The following is a 17427-nucleotide window of genomic DNA, read 5'->3' on the forward strand; positions in this document are numbered from 1 at the left end:
AGGTCTGTAATGAAAAATAAAACTTACCTGAAAGCAGGGTTTCGTGAGATTCGCCAATCAAAAGGGCGGTTCATCGCAATCATTTTGATCATTTTACTCGGCACGCTACTGTATGTCGGTGTTAAGACAGCCGGTCCTGTGATGCAAAAAACGATGGATGAATATGTCCGAGCAGGCAAACTCTCTGATTTACAGATCGTTTCAACGGCAGGCTTGACCGAAGAGGACGTTGCTCAGGCAGAAAAGCTCTCCGGTGTCACAGTTGAGACGGGGAAACAGCTTTTTTACGCAAATGCGAATAAAAATGAAGTTGTCCAAGTTTTCTCTTATGATCCTGACATGAAACAGAATCAATTGACGGTAGTCGATGGTCGATTGCCTCAAGCAGAAGACGAACTTGTGTTAGATGAGAAAGCTGAAAATCAAGGGTATCGCATTGGTGACACCTATACGATCGAAACAGACGACTTGAAAGAGACAGATTATAAAATCGTCGGTTTTGTCCGTTCGCCTTTATTCATCAATAACTTGGAACGAGGTTTTGCAAATGTCGGCAATGGGAGCATCGATTACTTTGCCTATGTCCCACAAGCGAATTTTACAACGGATATCCAATCGGTTTTAACTCTTGACTTTGCGAATGTCGATGATCTGAATACGTACAGTGCAGAATACCAAGAAGAGATGGAAAAGAACATCGAAAAGCTGGAAAAGTTGTTTAAAGAACGACCACAGCAACGATTAGAACAACTACAGCAAGAAGGCAAGGATGCTTTAGCCCCTGCAAAACAAGAAGTTGCAGATGGAAAATCACAATTAGCGGATGCGAAAAGTCAGCTAGCAACAGCGAGAATGCAGATCGATCAACAACGCCAAGCCTTGGCGCAGTTACCAGAACCACAACGAACACCAGCGTTGAGTGCGTTGGCTGAGCAAGAAAGTCAATTATCAGAACAAGAAGCACAATTGACGACAAAAGAAGCTGAGCTGACAGAGGCTGAAGCAACGATTACTGAGAATGAAGAAACAATCAATGAGTTAGAAAAGCCAACGTATCTTTTCAAAGAACGCTCAGAAAACGTCGGCTTTCAGGAATTCGGCGATCTAGCAGAACGAATTGCAGCTATCGCGAATGTCTTTCCTGTCTTTTTCTTCTTTATTGCGGCATTGATCACTTTTACGACGATGACGCGGATGGTAGAAGAAAACCGTCGAGAAATCGGTACACTGAAAGCTTTAGGCTATAGTAAATTAGAGATTGCCAAAAAATATGCCATTTATGCTTGTCTCGCGTCTGGCATTGGGATTATTTTAGGAACGGTACTAGGAACAAATCTTTTACCGCGAATCATTTATGAACTTTCCAATGAGCGTTATGATATCGGCAGTGCGGTGATTTTTTATGATTGGCCACCGATCATCCAAGCAGCAATTGCATTTTTCATCGCAGCTTTTGGTGCGGCGATGTTAGTATTATTCAAAGATTTGCGCGAACGACCAGCTGCTTTATTGCAACCTAAGGCGCCAAAACCAGGGAAAAGAATTCTTTTAGAATACATTACGCCTCTTTGGTCACGTCTAAGCTTTAATCAAAAAATCAGTTATCGTAACCTTTTCCGCTATAAGTCACGGATGTTTATGGCAATCGTCGGAATTGCCGGCTGTGCAGGATTGATGGTCGCTGGAGTAGGGTTAAAAGATTCACTTAGTTCTGTTTCCGACAAACAATTCGGCCCGATCATTGATTACCAAGCCATCGTAACAACTAATCAAACCGATGAAGCGAGTCAAAAGGAAGTCAACGAGGCAATGGATGATCAAGCGAAGATCACTGACCGTTTAGCAATCGATACGCAAACTGTTGAGCTACGCAAAAAAGGACAAGCGTCACAGAGTTTGACTTTGATGGTACCAGAAAAGGAACAAGCTTTAGAAACATTTATTCATTTGAAAACAACGGATGATCAAGCGGTCGACTTGCCAGATTCTGGACTTGCAATCACCCGAAAAGCGGCAGAACTATTTGATTTATCTGTCGGTGATACGATCGAGCTGTATGATGATGATCAACAAAAGCTACACGGTACAGTGGAGGTCATTTTGCAAAATTATTTAGGGAATTTCGTCTACATGAGCCCAGCCTATTATGAAGAAATTTCTGGACAGCCGATGACGACAAATGCGTACTTGATCAAAACAGAAAAGATGTCGAAGGATGAAGAAGACACGTTATCAGAAGAATTATTGAAAACTGGGGCAGTCACGAATACTTCGTTTATCTCAACACAGATCAAGAACCAAGAAGAATCTCTTTCTAATTTAGATGCGGTAGTTATCATCTTCGTTGTTCTATCAGGCTTGTTGGCATTTATCGTGTTATACAACTTAACGAATATCAATATCTCCGAACGTGTTCGCGAGTTATCTACGATCAAAGTTTTAGGCTTTTTTGATAAAGAAGTGACGATGTATATCGTTCGAGAAAATATCATCTTTACTTTGTTAGGGATCCTTGGAGGATTTGGGATTGGCTATGTTTTAACTGATTTTATCTTACGTCAAGCATCAATGGAATCAGTGATCTTCCCATTAGTGATTACTTGGGTCGCTTATACACTATCTGCTGTTTTAACGATCTTATTCACGGTGATCGTGATGATCGTGACTCATTTCAAATTGAAACATATCGACATGATCGATGCCTTGAAATCAAATGAATAATGAGTAGGAGGATGATTATGAGTATTACCGTGAATATCTTGTATACAGGAAAAGAAGGTAGTGCAAAGGCATTTGCGAAAGAAATGACCGAACGTGGAATCGTTGAACGCATTCGAGCACAAGAAGGAAATGAACGTTATGAGTATTTCATTCCTTTAGAAGAAGATGAAACGATTTTATTAGTGGATCGTTGGGCGGATCAAGCAGCAATCGATCGCCATCACCAATCAGAAATGATGGTGGAAATCGCTGAATTACGAAAAAAATACCACTTAAAAATGAAGGTCCAGCGTTTTATCGATGAACCCAGCGATTAGAAAGAACAATATTTATCCGTTTATTGCGAATTCTTGAAAAAGAAGAGAGCAATAAGCGGTTTTTTGTCGGCTAAATATAGGAAAATAAAAAAGAGACAAACACAAAAAATGGATAAACAGCGTATTGCATTCTGCTTATCCATTCTTATTGTTCGAGTTTATTCAGTAAATTTTGGCATGGTACCTTCATTTTTTTTAAAACGAATAAAGCTGCGAATCATTTCTCGGATGATCGTATATGTTGGCAGCACGAGGATCATCCCTAATAAACCAAACAAGTTCCCAGCGACAAGTAAAAGAAAAACAGTCGCAATCGGATGGATGTGGATCATTTTATTCATCACGAGAGGGGAAACTAAGTATGACTCACCAAATTGGATCAAGGTGATGAAGGCTACTAAGAGTAAAGCTGTTTTGACGTCTTGACTCAAAGCATAGAGTAACGCAGGTGCCGCACCAATAAATGGACCAAAATATGGGATGATATCCATCAATCCGCAAATCAAGGCAAGCAATAACGCATTTGGCAAGCCCAATACTTTGAAAACAAGATAACTTCCTACACCGACATACATACAAACCAATAGCTTGCCACTGATATAGGTCGAAGCAGCTAAGTGGAAATCATGACACCAATCTCTGACTAGCTGATGGAATTTCTTAGGCATGTAACGTGTCAAAGTAGCAGGAATCTTATCCCCATCTTTGAACATATAAATCAACAAAAGTGGGATCGTGAAGAGAATGATCGCAGAACGTGAAACGATTTCGAATACATTGACTAAACTTGAAGTTGCTCCTGAGACAAATTGTAAAACAAAGCGCGTCAATTGATTCAATTCTAATGTATCAATAAAAGGAAGCAAATGTTCTTCCAGTAAAGATCCATCCAGATTTTCCGCTAAGACATACAGTATTTGAGGGATTTGCCCGATAAATCGACTGATTTCTAAAATGATGATCGGTAGAACAACTTGTATGATCAAATAAATAGTCAATAAAATCAGCGACATCATCAACGTAACAGCGAGTGTTCTTGATTTTATATATTTGAGGAGTTGATTGTAAATAGGTAGGAAAATATAAAAAAGAAAAACTGAGATCAAAATTGGCAAGAAAATGCTTGCCATGATCGCTTCTAAGGGTCTGAAGATAAAAGTGATCTTAGAAAAAATAAAAATAGTGATTCCTGTCAAACTGAGTAAAACAAGTGTAGCAAATAGTTTGGAGCGTTTTAAAAAAGTCATAGTAGAGATCCTCCGCTGGGTGGCTTTTTATGGTTGAGAATGTGAAAGAAATGTACATCCAATTTTAGATGACATGAGATGATTTCTGGCACAACTCATATTCAAATATAACATAACTATAAGAATTTATTTATTTTTCGAAGAATTTATTAAAAAAAATAAATGTTTTTAACTGAATCAAACGTAGCCAAAACGGTTCATCTCACTGGAAAAACTGGAGATATTCCTAAAAGAAGACTTTTTTCATTTACCTGTGACATTGATTTACAAACGCTTACGTTTCGGATATAATTGGATTATCAACTTATATATACAAGTTAAAAATCAGCTGGAGGGTTGGCTTATGGCATTTACAGAAAAAGTGATTTATCAGATTTATCCCAAGTCATATCGTGACACGAATGGTGATGGGATTGGAGATTTACCAGGAGTTAAAGAAAAATTGCCTTATTTGAATGAATTAGGCGTTGATATGATTTGGTTGAATCCTTTTTATCCAAGTCCGCAAAAAGATAATGGCTATGATATCTCTGATTATCAAGCAATCGATCCATTATTCGGCACAATGACCGATTTTGAAGAGTTAGTCGCTGAAGCGAAAAAATATCAGATCGACATCATGTTGGATATGGTGTTGAATCATGTCTCTATTGAACATGAATGGTTCCAAAAAGCATTGGCCGGGGATAAGTATTATCAAGACTTCTTTATTTTAAGAGATGAACCAACGGATTGGGTGTCAAAATTTGGCGGGAACGCATGGGCACCATTTGGTGAAACAGGTAAATATTACTTGCATCTATATGATAAAACTCAAGCCGATTTGAATTGGCGTAATGAAGCGGTCCAACAGGAATTGTTCAAAGTTGTCCGTTTTTGGATGGAAAAAGGGGTCAAAGGGTTCCGTTTTGATGTGATCAACGTAATTGGAAAAGACGAAGAACTGAAAGACAATGCAGAAAATGAAGGAAAAGCCGAATACACAGATAAGCCGATTACTCATACGTATTTGCAACGCCTAAACAAAGAAACATTCGGACAAGATCCTGAAATCATTACGGTTGGAGAAATGAGTTCAACAACGATCGAAAACTGTATTTTGTATACACTGCCTGAACGAAATGAATTGTCGATGGTATTTAATTTCCATCATTTGAAAGTCGATTATGAGAATGGCAATAAATGGACCACACCAGCATTTGATTTTGAAGAATTAAAACGGTTGTTCCATACTTGGGGAGAAGAAATGAGTGCAGGAAATGGGTGGAATGCTTTATTTTTAAATAACCACGACCAGCCCCGCGCCTTGAATCGCTTTATCGACGTCGAACATTACCGCAAACAAGGGGCAGAAATGTTGGCTACGATGATCCATCTAAATCGAGGAACGCCATATATCTATATGGGAGAAGAAATCGGGATGATCGATCCAGACTTTGCATCTATTTCTGACTATCGGGACGTTGAAAGTTTGAACGCTTACCAGCTTTTACAAGAACAAGGACTCACTCAAGAAGAAGCTTTCCGCCGAATCAAAGCAAAATCACGAGACAACTCACGAACACCCATGCAATGGACAGATGAACCACAAGCCGGATTCACATCTGGGACACCTTGGCTGCCTTTAGCAGCAAAGCATGAAACAATCAATGTAGCGAATGAACAAAAGCAAGAACAGTCGATTTTTGCTTATTACCAACAGCTGATTCAATTAAGAAAAACATATCCAGTGATTGCTATCGGTGATTACCAAGCATATGTACCTGAACATCCACAAGTCTATGGCTATCTTAGACAAACTGAAGATCAAAAATTACTCGTCTTGACCAACTTTTACGCAGACGAAACGACAGTCGAATTACCAGAAGAATTTGTTGCTGCGAAAGCATTGATCAGTAATTATCCAACGACAGTTGAAAAGGAAATGAAGTTACAGCCTTATCAAGCAGTCGCTTTATTATTGCAGTAGAAGTAGGGGTTTTGAACACTATTTATTCAGTTTAAAGGGATAAGAGTTGACTAATGTCACACTCTTATCCCTTTTTTAGTTATTTAAAATAATCTTTCTCTGAAAAGTCAGCTTTTTGATAGACACCTTGGTCACCGTAAAACTTGTTGTACCGTTGTTTGAATTTTCTAAAGAGGAATACAACGAGTAGTTTGACCAGCGTATAGATCGGAATACCAAAAATAACGCCCATGATTCCTAGAAGATCACCCATGACTAGTAAAACAATCAAAATCGTGATGGGATGGATCTGTAAACGATCGCCCATGACACGAGGAACGACAAGATCTCCGTGCAGCAATTGGACAACGAACCAGACGATCACGAATTTTACAGCCATGAAGGTTGAATCTTGAAAGGCAATGAAGAGCCCGGGAAAGAAAGCCACAAATGGTCCGATGTAAGGAATAATACATAACAAACCGGCAGCGATAGCAAGAATACTTGCAAACTCTAAACCGATCAATAAGAACGTTACCCAATAGACAGCCCCTAGAATGAAAGAAGCGATAATCTGTCCTTTTAAGAAGGCCCCTAATTGCTGGTTCGCAATTTTAGTCAATGTTCGAAAATCCGTCCGAAATTTTGGTGGCACGATACCTAAGACCGCTTGATAAAAATTGTGTGGATCTTTTAACAGGAAGAACGCAATAATCGGGCCAGTGAACAATGTGATAAAGGTCGTTGTCACAGCTGAAAAGAGATTGCCTAAACTTTCAGCCCCACTCTTCCAGTAATTACCGATGAATGAAGTAAAGTTATCGGTGAAGTCATCAACCGATGCGAAAAATTGATTGAACGTATCAGAAAATGGTGTCTGTGCTAAAAAGTCTCTCAACGTTTGTTGGAAATCTTGGAATAGATCAGGTAGCTGTTGGACCAGTGAAGTCGCTTGTTGTTGTAAAAACGGGAACAGCCAGACAGCCCCTAAACCGATAAACAATAAGATAACCAGAAAGACTAAAATGACCGACAGATTACGTGATAATTTCTTGCTGAGACGTTTGATCAAAGGATCTAATAAGTAATATAAGACCAAAGCAAAAAGGACCGGTGGCAAAGTTGTGATAAAAATGACAACCAGTGGCCTGAATATAAAAGCAATCTTTTGGAAAAAGTAAATGACCAACGCAATCATCACGAGTAAACCAAGTACATAATACGAAGTTTTACCTCCTAAAAAACGAATCAGTCGGGAAGATTCTTTTGATTTTTTTTCCACGATAGTTCTCCTTTCTCTTGAAATAAGTAGTTAGTTTTGAGGTTGAGCCATTCGCACGAGGCAACTATTGAAATTGAATGAGCGCTTTGCACTCGTCAGCCAAAACGTATAAACATGAAAAGCTATTTTCTGATTTTCCATCTTACTGTTCAGGTCAAATCGCTTTTCTCACAACCTTGATAAACGGTGTTCAAGAAGCAACACTTCAATAATAAGCCAAGAAAATCCAAAATGAAAAAGCCATTTTTGATTTTCCTGTCTTATTACTCAGTGCTGACCGCTTCTTTCACAACCTTGTTCTACTCCAAGTTATTATAATCTGAAACGGGTATAAAAAGAAAATAATACAGTTGAAAAATCAAGCGAATTCCTTTAATAAAATAAATTTAACAATAATGCTTGACGAGTCGTTTGATTCTATGCTAAATTAATTCCTGTTGCTAAAACGTAACTATTACGATTTGTATTTGCTAATCGTAATCAAACATAGAAAGAAGATGAGAAGGAGCGAATAAGATGAAGCGTTGGATCAAGGTGGTAGGAGGCTTGCTGTTTGCAGGGATACTTGCAAGCTGTGGCACAGGAGAAACTGCAACACAAACAAATGCACAAAATGATGAAAGCTTAAATGTAATGACAACATTTTATCCAATGTATGAATTCACTAAGCAAGTCGTCGGAGATGAAGGAAATGTTGAATTATTGATTCCGGCTGGAACAGATTCACATGACTACGAACCTTCTGCAAGAGATATGGCAAAAATCCAAGAGGCAGATGTATTTGTCTATAATGATGAAAATATGGAAACGTGGGTTCCAGCGATTGAACATACATTAGAAGAAGGAGATGTCCTTCCAATCAAAGCAACCGAAGGGATGTTGTTATTACCTGGTGATGACCATGGACATCACCACGACCATGACGACCACGATGATCACGATCACGCTGATGATGATCATGACCACGACCATGATCATGACCACGACGATGATGCTGACGATCATGACCATGATCACGACCACGGAGACCACTGTCATTCACACGAGTTAGATCCACATGTCTGGTTAGCGCCAAATCTAGCGATGAAGCAAGTAGAAACGATTCGTGATCAATTGATCGAAGCTTACCCAGAAAAAGAAGAAGCATTCACTGAAAATGCTGCCTCTTATTTAGAAGAATTAGAAGCACTACACAACACGTTTAAAGAAACATTGGGTCAAGCAAAGCAGAAATCATTTGTTACCCAACATGCTGCATTTAATTATTTAGCTCTAGAATATGGTCTTAATCAAGTACCGATTGCCGGTCTTTCTTCAAGCGAAGAACCATCTGCTGCAAGAATTGCCGAATTAAAAGAATTTGTAGAAGAACATGGTATTGAATATATCTATTTTGAAGAAAATGCCAAAGACAGTATCGCTCGTACGTTAGCTACTGAAGCTGGCGTATCATTAGCAGTGTTGAATCCTTTAGAAGGATTGACAAAAGAACAAATGGACAATGGCGAAACATATATCTCAATTATGGAAGCAAACTTAAAAGCGCTCCAAAAAACAACAGATACTGAAAACCCATTAGAAGATACATTGAAGCCAGAGAAAGAAAAAACAGTTTATAACGGTTACTTTGAAGATGAAGAGGTCAAAGATCGTCCATTATCAGACTGGAACGGTGTTTGGCAAACAGTCGATACGTATATGGCAGACGGAACGTTTGATCAAGTGTTTGAATATAAAGCAAAAACTAACACAGACATGACAGCTGAGGAATACCGTGAGTACTATGAAGTAGGGTACAAAACGGATGTCGAAAAAATCGAAATCAAAGATGATACAATGATCTTTACCTTTAAAAACGGCGAGGTCAAAGAATCTAAGTATCGCTATGCGGGTAAAGAAATCTTGAACTATTCAGCAGGTAATCGTGGGGTTCGCTTCTTATTCGAAGCTGAAGATCCTGATTCTGGTGCGTTCAAGTATGTACAATTCAGTGACCATTCAATTGCGCCGACTAAATCAGATCATTTCCATATCTACTTAGGAAATGATAGCCAAGAAGCGTTATTAGAAGAAATGGAAAATTGGCCAACTTTCTATCCTGAAGAAATGACTGGCAAAGAAATCGCGCAAGAAATGATCGCACATTAAAAGAGACTAAAAAACGAAGGATGAATGGAAAAGAGGGCTTTACGACTTTTCATTCGTTCTTCGTTTCTTTATTGAAAGATTCAGTTGCTTTCCTTTTCTGGCATTCAAGAAATCAACTTCTTTAATCCGCGAATCGAAACAGGGATGACATCCCCATTGGATAGAGTCACTTCTCGTGTTTTCTTATTAATTGTTCGGACATTTTGAGTATTGATGACATAAGATTTGTGACAGCGAATAAAGTGTTGATTTTTCTTTTCGATATCTTTTATCTTCTCATAAAACTGCATTTGTGCATGTGTCAGGTGAACCTCAAGTTTATGAGGCGTGCCTTGTGCAGTAGAAAAGTATTGGATATCTCTGATTGGTAAAAACTTGATTTCGTCATTGAATTCAATTCTGAAAATATCCTTTTGCAGCGGCGCAGTTTGGAAATCTTCAAATATTTTGCTTAAGATCCGTTCAACATTTTCTTTTAAATCAAAAATATCTTCTTTGATAATATAATCAGTCGGCTCAATGTTGCTTTTCAAAATCGTCATGGAAAGATCTGTATGTGAAGTGACATAAATGATTTTTCCAAGCGAATCCAAGTCACGTACTCGTTTGCCAATGGCAATGCCGTCTAACTCACTGTCTTTTAGTTCGATATCTAAAAAGTAGATACCAAAAGAAGACGTACGTACCCTTGCTGCATTGAGGAGTTCAACAGGATCAGAGGTAGCAATATGGACATAACTATCCAAATTTTCGATCATGATCCGATTCTTGATTACTGTAGAGATGACTTCCAGTTGTTTCGGATCGTCTTCACAAATGTAAATGGGAATCATAAAATTACTCCTTTAATTGTATATGGATTGTTTGCGAAAATCGCTGATTCTCAATCGTTGTTTCAAGAAAAAGATAAGGATTCGTTTTTGTTAGTTCATCAAGGATAAACAAACCTAATCCTTCATTCTTTGGATTTGTTTTTGTCGAGAAGCCTTTTTGTTTTAATTTACTCAATGGAAAAGTATTAGTCGTCGTATTGATGACGCGTATCATCAACGACTGCTTTTTCTTGATGATAAGGACTTCGATTTTTTTCTTTTTGGTTACCGTCGCACCTTCGATTGCATTATCAAGGATGATCCCAAGCATTCTTACCAAATTGATCGTATATTTCTTCCCGAGAACGATCTCTTCTGGGACAGTCAATTGGACAGAGATACCTTTTTCTTGGGCCATCATTAGTTTTAGAGAGAAGAGACTTCTAATTTCAGGTACTTTCATTTTATCTAGTAAGCTAAGATTTGCTGGGAAGAGATTCATCATTTCACGTGTAGGTAAAATCGTTTGATTGTAATATTTTTGTAAGCCTTCTAGATCGCCTTCAGAAATGTAACTATTTAGAGAAAACAACAGATTTTGGTAATCGTGTTTAAACTCTCTAAGCTCTTGATAATTCTTTTCTAGATCTCGAATGTAATCTTGCTGTAACTGGATACGTTGTTCTAATAATTGATCCGCCATTTTTTTATTAGATATTTTCCAATAGTAAGTAAAGATGATAAGACCTATGCATAGATACAACATAAAAAAACTAGTATTTAGTGCTAAAACTTTTGGTGTTTCGCCAGAAAAACGGGTATAGAAAATAATGATGTAGTAAGTGAGTAGAATCAGCGCACCAATCGTACCGATCATGCGACGATCGATCATGTATGACCAATTATCTAGAATTTTTTTAAATCCATAAGAAAGTAGTAAAGCTAATATCGCGGATACAGCGATATGGAAATACTGTAGCGCATCGCCAGGTTCGATGACAGCTGACTGCAATACTAAAAAATCTGCGACACTCGTCAAATGATCCCCTAAAATGGAAGTCAATAACCCCCAAGGTACGGCATAGATCATATGATGGCGCGAAGATGAAAAGAAAAAGAAAAGCAGAATCAGCATGGCGATTGCAACAAGTGCAGAAAAAATACCTAAAATCGGGTAAAGCATTCCCAGCAGGGTCGCTGCTAAGAGACTAAACGTAGAAAATAGGTATTTATTTTTAATTTGGGGATTGATGAGTAAGATAGAACTTGTGTAAATCAGGTATTGCAAGGCTATGGACCATAGAAACATAAAGCACAGCTCCCGTTGCGTTTTCCCAAATTATAGCATACTTATGATTTTATTTTTTTAATTTTTCAGGTATTTTAAATTCTGAGCTCATACCGAAGCAGCAGCCAGATACAAAGAAATCAGAAAGGTTAGTTAATTGTTTAACGATTGTTTTTTTCATAAAAAATTCCTCCAATATTCATCATGTAATTTGTAACTGGAAGCAACGTAGCTATTTCTAAAATAATCCCAAGTAATAAATAGGTAGAAAAATAAGAAGCAGAGAAAAATAATGTGAATGCCGCAAATAAAAGATACATGAAAATCGCTTTTTTTAGTAGGGGTGGGCGTTTCTCTGGTGCAATCGGGTTCAGCGCTGTGCCTCTTGATCCATAGCGAAGCAAAAGGAAAAAACAAACGATTAACAAAAGGACCATCATAGGAAAAGAGATCGTCAATTGATAATGTTTCATTAGTAAGGGAACCCCCCACAAGTAAAGCAATGTCCAAAGTAAGCAAACAAATTCAGAATCGGAATGAAGACCATAAGCGTATCTGCGAATACAGATATAGGAGAGAAAAGTCACTCCTGTTTCCGCCCATGTGCCTGTCAATAAAGAAAATACGAAAACGACAGCAAGTTTTCCAAGGTTGTTCAGCAAAACTTCTAGAGCGAACTTCACTTGGATGTATGTCATATCTTCTTCATCCTGTTTACCGTTGAATAATATTGCCAATATTCTATTTACCACTTTATTTTTCATCTCTATACGTACCTCCGAGTAATATATTAATCGAAAATGCGTAAAAAAAGTGTTTTAACTCATAAAAGAGCGTTTTAAGATCAAAACCGTTAAAAAAGTGAAATTTGTAACATGTTTGTTATATAGGAACGTGCTTTTTGTTTTGTTTCAGTGCAAAAAAACAAATAAAAGCAAGATTTATCTTTAAATCATGAAAAATCAGCTAAAAATCGAGTGAACGATCTCTGATTTTTAACAAAAAGTGAGCTAAAACCAAAAAATAGTGAGATTATTTAACAGTTTTGATGTTAAAAGTACTTTTTATGATATTTTTGTGTTATGTTTGGAATTTTATGTTAAAAAGTAATAGAGGTTGTGAAAGAGAATATGAGTGACACGTTCTTATATTTTTGTTTTGCTAACTTCTAGTATAGAAGACAACAGCTACTCTTCCCCTTTCGTTGTTGTCTTCTGATATAACGTGAGTAGAGGTTCCTATGTGAAAATACAAGCCTTGATGAAGGTGAGTTTTTATATAAATATTTAGTGGTTTGAGAAACTTATCAGAAGAAGCTGTGCGAGATGCACAACATAACGGAGGAAATAGTATGGAAAATGAAAATCTATTTGAAATCGGTAAAACTTATGCCTTTGTATCAGATTTATTCTGTTCACCAATTGAAGCGGAAATTGAAAAAATCTATGAGAACAGTTTGATGGTTCGCGTTCTCAATTGTGCAGATGAAGACAACGAAACCGCACAAAATCTTCATTGGCAATTAGTTGTTCGTAAATCAAATGCTGTAAAAGAATATAGCTACTAAAAGCAGATATTCATAAATAAGAATCAAAACTTTTACAAATAGCCAATCAAATTGGAAATGACAATCCATCATTCCCAATTTGATTGGCTATTTTTTACACTTTTTATGAAGGAAATCCAGTTTATCTTGGAAATTCATCAATAGATATTTTACTAGTAGCGAGTCTTCTCTCCATGTTCAAGATATCTCCTCAAAAGAAGGAAGCCCCATTTTATTTTTTGTAAAGGTCTGTTAGTATAAAGAAAATAAATGGAGTAGAAAATAAACAAGAGAAAGATGGGGAAGATGATCAATCAAGAAAGTGAGAAAGAAATTCTTCGATTGCAAAGAGAAATCAGCCATTGGGAAACAAAGTATAAAAAGCTCCAACAAATTTTTCGAATGCAAGAAGAGATAATTGCCAGTTATGAAGCTGCATATGGGGAAGCACCGGGGTTGGTAGAAGAACATCAAACGGAAGAACAGCCAAATGAATCATTTTTTGAAAAGATTGAAAAGCGCTCTTATAATCGCTTCAACAATGAGCAAAAAGCAGCGATCACTTATGATATGAGTAAACACTTACGTATCATTGCAGGCGCTGGGAGCGGGAAGACGCAAACGATTTGTGCGAAAGCCGTTTACTTGATGAATGAAGAGCAAGTAGAAGAACAAAGAATTTTAATGATTACGTTTACTAGAAATGCTGCCAATGAACTGAAAAAACGAGTGGATAATTTCAGTCAAAGAAAAACAAGTGTGACGATTGGGACGTTTCATAGTATTTTTTACCGTCTGTACAGTGAGATCAAGCGCCAATTTCCACATCTGTCTAGTGAAGGGATTCAAGGTGAATTTTCTAAAGATACGCCTTACAAAGTAAATATATTACTGCAGAAGCTGATAAAAAAATATCAACTATATTCTTTCGATCAATATGGTGAAAAAACGATTGCTAACCGTTTGGACTATTGGCAAAATATGAACCTGTCTCAGCAAGAGATCATCCAATTGATCAAAAAAAGGTTTGATTCGATCGAGAAAGAGCCACGGCAACCTATCTCTGAACGTATGAATCAATTAATGACTGAACTATTTGAAGAAAAACGAAGACAGCAACTTTTTGAGTTTAACGATGTACTACAGAATTTGAAAGCTGCTCTTTCGAATGAAGAAGTCAGAAAATATGTAGGACAAAAATACGATTATTTATTTATCGATGAATTTCAAGACACGAATCCTTTACAATGGGCAATCGTGCAATTGATTACGAAAGATTCCTCAATCAAGTTGATTATTGTTGGAGATGATGATCAAAGTATCTATGGCTTTAGAGGTTCTGAACCGGACTACATCAAACAATTTGAAAAAGAGTATCCAACAAAAACACTTTTTCTATTAACCAATTATCGCTCGCGTGCATCGATCGTCCAAGGGGCTAATCGATTGATTACATTCAATAAAGAAGACCGTATACCAAAAGCAATGGTGCCGGCACAAAAAGAAGCAGGTATCTTGCAGGCTCTATCATTTAAAACGGTACAAGAGGAAAGTGATTGGCTGATCCAGCAAGTGAAAACTTTCATAGCAGACAAAGGAAAATACAAAGAATCCATCGTGTTGTATCGTTCGCTCTCACAAACACAAGCCTTAGTACAGCATTTGATACAAACAGATATCCCTTTTGTCTTAGAAGCAGATTCGCAATATGCAGGAATATATGGAATCAAGCTTTTCCAACAATTCTATCAAAAATTCATCGTTTGGTATGATGCGGCAGCACCATTGAAACCACAAGCTTATCAACAATTATTAAGACAGTTGATGATCAATTGTTATCTGAAAACAAATGAATGCGACCAATTTTTCTCTACTAAAAACCATGATCAAGATATTGTTGACTATATATTAAAACGTCGTCCTAACTTAGAATCCAGAGAGAAAGAACTAAAAGCTTTTGTAAATACCCTAGAAACATTCAGTCAACCAACAAAACGTTCATGCGTTCCACTGATAGAGGCATATTGCCGATTACCAAGACCGTATAAGGAAATCGAGCAAGGCGATAAAGAATGGCTGCTGGAGACGATCAAGAAACATCCAACGATCCAACAATTGAAAAAACTATATCTTGAGATCCAAGGGATTGCAGCAGAACTAAAAACAAGACTGATTGCGTATCGCAAAGGAAATCTAGATGCGCTGTGTATCCAGAGTATCCACAAAAGTAAAGGATTAAGTTACCGTAACGTCTTTTTGATCGGTTGCAATGAAGGAATGATTCCTTACAATGGGGCGGTGGCGAAAGATACAAGGCAAAAGAGTGAGTTGAAAACAGAACCGTTAACAACGATTGAAGAAGAGAGACGGCTTTTTTATGTCGCGATGACGAGAGCAAGGAATCGCCTTTATTTATGTGTACCTGAATTTAAAGGGAAAAGAAAATTAAAGCCTTCTCGTTTTATTAAAGAAACGGGTTGTAAAGTTAAAAAAATCCAATAAATCATAAAAAGCAAAGCGAGTAAAAATACACTCACTTTGCTTTTTTATTCAAAAAAATAAATAACTATATTTATTTAAGTTGGTTATAAATAACCGTTGTTTCATCAAAGAATATAACGTTTTATAAATGTTTTAAATAACTATTTTTTATAATAAAACGATTTTTATTTATTTTGAAGATAGCGTATGACTGGCATTATTTTGATATTACGTTTAGAATGGGATTACAATTAAAAAGGAGTGAGAAAATGATAAAACTATACACTTCGCCTAGCTGTACATCTTGCAGAAAGGCCAAAGCATGGTTACAAACGAATCACCTTGATTTTGAAGAAAAGAATATCTTTGCAGAACCTCTATCAGAAAATGAGATCCGACAAATATTGGCCGCGACTGAAGGTGGAGTCGAAGATATTATTTCCACTCGGTCAAAAGTTTATGAGAAATTAGGCATCGATTTTAATGATTTATCGTTGAAAGAAATGATCCGTTTGTTCAAAGAATATCCTTCTTTACTTAGACGTCCGATTTTACTTGATGAAAAACGAGTATTGATTGGCTTTAATGAAGATGAAATTCGTGCATTCATCCCTAGAGAAATTCGTGGTGTGGCAAGAAACTTGATCTATATGAAACATAGCGTCTTGTATTCGTAAGAATAGGAGGAGGCGTTGTGAAAATCAAAATTTATAGTTCAACGAATTGTATGATAACCGTCAAAGCGATCCAATGGTTAGAAAAGCAAAGTTTGTCTTACCAATTCGTTGATATAGAAAGCAGAGCATTAAGTAATAAAGAAGTCAAAGAGCTATGTAGTTTTGAAAATGCAGATATTGAACAATTATTTACTACATGGTCGTTTGAATTCAAAAAAATAAAAGCTGGACTTCCTAAGAATAAAGAAGAACAACTTCTATTATTGTGCAAAACGCAACGTCATCTGTTAAGACGGCCTCTGATCATCATCGATGATACGTTGTTTGTTGGATACGATCAACGATTGATGGAACAATTGATTTTACATGAATAAACTTTATCCAATTGAGTTACATACTGAAAAAGACAATTGGAATAACCGGCTTTTCCTTAGTAACAAGCCAAAGAATCAAAATATCACCCAACTGTTCTCTGATTTTTTGGCTTATTACCAAAGGCATGCTACACATTTTCTCAAAGAAAAAACACTTATTTTTTTCGGGTTCCTACTATATAGAGGGGCAGAATAAGAAATGCTTCAGGTACGACCAGAGAAAATAGTTATTGACAATCAAATAGAATCAATGGTATATTTTTTTTTGTTGTTTTTTAGTTTTTGCATGATCAATAAAACTTGAAGTAATGCTTGACGAACAGAAAAACACATGTTAATATAACTGATGTCGTTTAAGACAGTGGGCAACGAATGTTGACTCTATAAAAGATAAAACAAAAAAAGTTGTTGACAAATAACAAACGACAAGTTATTATAAGTGAGTTGCTAAAACGACCTCGTGAAAAACGAGTTCAAAAAACTTTTAAAAAACAGTTGACAATCAATTGATGGTTTGCTAAGATATAAAAGTTGCTACGGCAATCACAAACGATAAACGAAGCAGTTGTGTTTCATTTATCACGTA

Annotated in this window: 13 protein-coding genes; 8 read left to right on the plus strand and 5 right to left on the minus strand. The window is 36.9% G+C overall.

All coding sequences use genetic code 11. The annotated features are described in order from the left end of the window. The first annotated feature begins 9 nt into the window (after positions 1–9). Together JZO83_RS11940 and JZO83_RS11945 are read left to right on the plus strand one after the other, a co-directional pair. On the plus strand, positions 10–2721 hold the full coding sequence (locus tag JZO83_RS11940; RefSeq protein WP_207115876.1) for an FtsX-like permease family protein: 2712 nt from the start codon (positions 10–12) through the stop codon (positions 2719–2721). A gap of 17 nt (positions 2722–2738) precedes the next feature. After that, positions 2739–3038 (plus strand): putative quinol monooxygenase, encoded by a 300-nt coding sequence (locus JZO83_RS11945; protein WP_206857722.1) that lies wholly within the window; start codon positions 2739–2741, stop codon positions 3036–3038. 158 nt (positions 3039–3196) lie between these two features. Here JZO83_RS11945 and JZO83_RS11950 read toward each other — a convergent pair whose 3' ends face one another. Next, positions 3197–4285: an AI-2E family transporter gene (locus JZO83_RS11950; protein WP_207115877.1), complete on the minus strand. Its 1089-nt coding sequence runs from the start codon at positions 4283–4285 to the stop codon at positions 3197–3199. Positions 4286–4628: 343 nt separating this feature from the next. On the opposite strand from JZO83_RS11950, the gene treC reads away from it, so the two are divergent. Beyond that, entirely contained in the window at positions 4629–6254 is a 1626-nt protein-coding gene (gene treC / locus JZO83_RS11955; RefSeq protein ID WP_207115878.1) for an alpha,alpha-phosphotrehalase, read from the plus strand. 79 nt (positions 6255–6333) lie between these two features. On the opposite strand, the gene JZO83_RS11960 is transcribed toward treC, so the two are convergent. Then, the gene (locus tag JZO83_RS11960; RefSeq protein WP_207115879.1) at positions 6334–7515 is read right to left on the minus strand and encodes an AI-2E family transporter; all 1182 of its coding nucleotides are present in this window, start codon (positions 7513–7515) and stop codon (positions 6334–6336) included. Between the two features lie 516 nt (positions 7516–8031). Between JZO83_RS11960 and JZO83_RS11965 the strand changes: the two genes are divergently transcribed. Next, a complete protein-coding gene (locus JZO83_RS11965; RefSeq protein ID WP_207115880.1) occupies positions 8032–9663 on the plus strand; it encodes a zinc ABC transporter substrate-binding protein AdcA in 1632 nt (543 codons plus the stop codon). 104 nt (positions 9664–9767) lie between these two features. Here the strand turns inward: JZO83_RS11965 and JZO83_RS11970 are convergent, their stop codons facing one another. From JZO83_RS11970 to JZO83_RS11980, 3 genes are all read right to left on the minus strand, one after another. Further along, positions 9768–10496: a LytTR family DNA-binding domain-containing protein gene (locus JZO83_RS11970; RefSeq protein ID WP_207115881.1), complete on the minus strand. Its 729-nt coding sequence runs from the start codon at positions 10494–10496 to the stop codon at positions 9768–9770. A gap of 4 nt (positions 10497–10500) precedes the next feature. Beyond that, on the minus strand, positions 10501–11784 hold the full coding sequence (locus JZO83_RS11975; RefSeq protein WP_207115882.1) for a sensor histidine kinase: 1284 nt from the start codon (positions 11782–11784) through the stop codon (positions 10501–10503). A gap of 140 nt (positions 11785–11924) precedes the next feature. Then, the gene (locus JZO83_RS11980) at positions 11925–12527 is read right to left on the minus strand and encodes an accessory gene regulator B family protein (protein ID WP_206857705.1); all 603 of its coding nucleotides are present in this window, start codon (positions 12525–12527) and stop codon (positions 11925–11927) included. 587 nt (positions 12528–13114) lie between these two features. Between JZO83_RS11980 and JZO83_RS11985 the strand changes: the two genes are divergently transcribed. The 4 genes from JZO83_RS11985 to JZO83_RS12000 all read left to right on the plus strand — a co-directional run bounded on the left by JZO83_RS11985 (position 13115) and on the right by JZO83_RS12000 (position 16841). After that, on the plus strand, positions 13115–13330 hold the full coding sequence (locus JZO83_RS11985) for a hypothetical protein (protein ID WP_206857701.1): 216 nt from the start codon (positions 13115–13117) through the stop codon (positions 13328–13330). Positions 13331–13606: 276 nt separating this feature from the next. Further along, the gene (locus JZO83_RS11990; protein ID WP_207115883.1) at positions 13607–15811 is read left to right on the plus strand and encodes an ATP-dependent helicase; all 2205 of its coding nucleotides are present in this window, start codon (positions 13607–13609) and stop codon (positions 15809–15811) included. Positions 15812–16059: 248 nt separating this feature from the next. Beyond that, the gene (gene spx / locus JZO83_RS11995) at positions 16060–16467 is read left to right on the plus strand and encodes a transcriptional regulator Spx (RefSeq protein ID WP_019724106.1); all 408 of its coding nucleotides are present in this window, start codon (positions 16060–16062) and stop codon (positions 16465–16467) included. Between the two features lie 17 nt (positions 16468–16484). Continuing rightward, on the plus strand, positions 16485–16841 hold the full coding sequence (locus JZO83_RS12000) for an ArsC/Spx/MgsR family protein (RefSeq protein WP_206857697.1): 357 nt from the start codon (positions 16485–16487) through the stop codon (positions 16839–16841). Positions 16842–17427: the final 586 nt, after the last annotated feature.

Origin of the sequence: Enterococcus sp. DIV1298c, from assembly GCF_017316315.1 — a bacterium.
Lineage (GTDB): Bacteria > Bacillota > Bacilli > Lactobacillales > Enterococcaceae > Enterococcus_B > Enterococcus_B mangumiae.

Bases quoted from the DNA above. Each gene is read 5' to 3' on its own strand.
- JZO83_RS11940 (WP_207115876.1), top strand. From the start codon at position 10: ATGAAAAATAAAACTTACCTGAAAGCAGGGTTTCGTGAGATTCGCCAA.
- JZO83_RS11945 (WP_206857722.1), top strand. From the start codon at position 2,739: ATGAGTATTACCGTGAATATCTTGTATACAGGAAAAGAAGGTAGTGCA.
- JZO83_RS11950 (WP_207115877.1), bottom strand. From the start codon at position 4,285: ATGACTTTTTTAAAACGCTCCAAACTATTTGCTACACTTGTTTTACTC.
- treC (WP_207115878.1), top strand. From the start codon at position 4,629: ATGGCATTTACAGAAAAAGTGATTTATCAGATTTATCCCAAGTCATAT.
- JZO83_RS11965 (WP_207115880.1), top strand. From the start codon at position 8,032: ATGAAGCGTTGGATCAAGGTGGTAGGAGGCTTGCTGTTTGCAGGGATA.
- JZO83_RS11970 (WP_207115881.1), bottom strand. From the start codon at position 10,496: ATGATTCCCATTTACATTTGTGAAGACGATCCGAAACAACTGGAAGTC.
- JZO83_RS11975 (WP_207115882.1), bottom strand. From the start codon at position 11,784: ATGTTTCTATGGTCCATAGCCTTGCAATACCTGATTTACACAAGTTCT.
- JZO83_RS11980 (WP_206857705.1), bottom strand. From the start codon at position 12,527: ATGAAAAATAAAGTGGTAAATAGAATATTGGCAATATTATTCAACGGT.
- JZO83_RS11985 (WP_206857701.1), top strand. From the start codon at position 13,115: ATGGAAAATGAAAATCTATTTGAAATCGGTAAAACTTATGCCTTTGTA.
- JZO83_RS11990 (WP_207115883.1), top strand. From the start codon at position 13,607: ATGGGGAAGATGATCAATCAAGAAAGTGAGAAAGAAATTCTTCGATTG.
- spx (WP_019724106.1), top strand. From the start codon at position 16,060: ATGATAAAACTATACACTTCGCCTAGCTGTACATCTTGCAGAAAGGCC.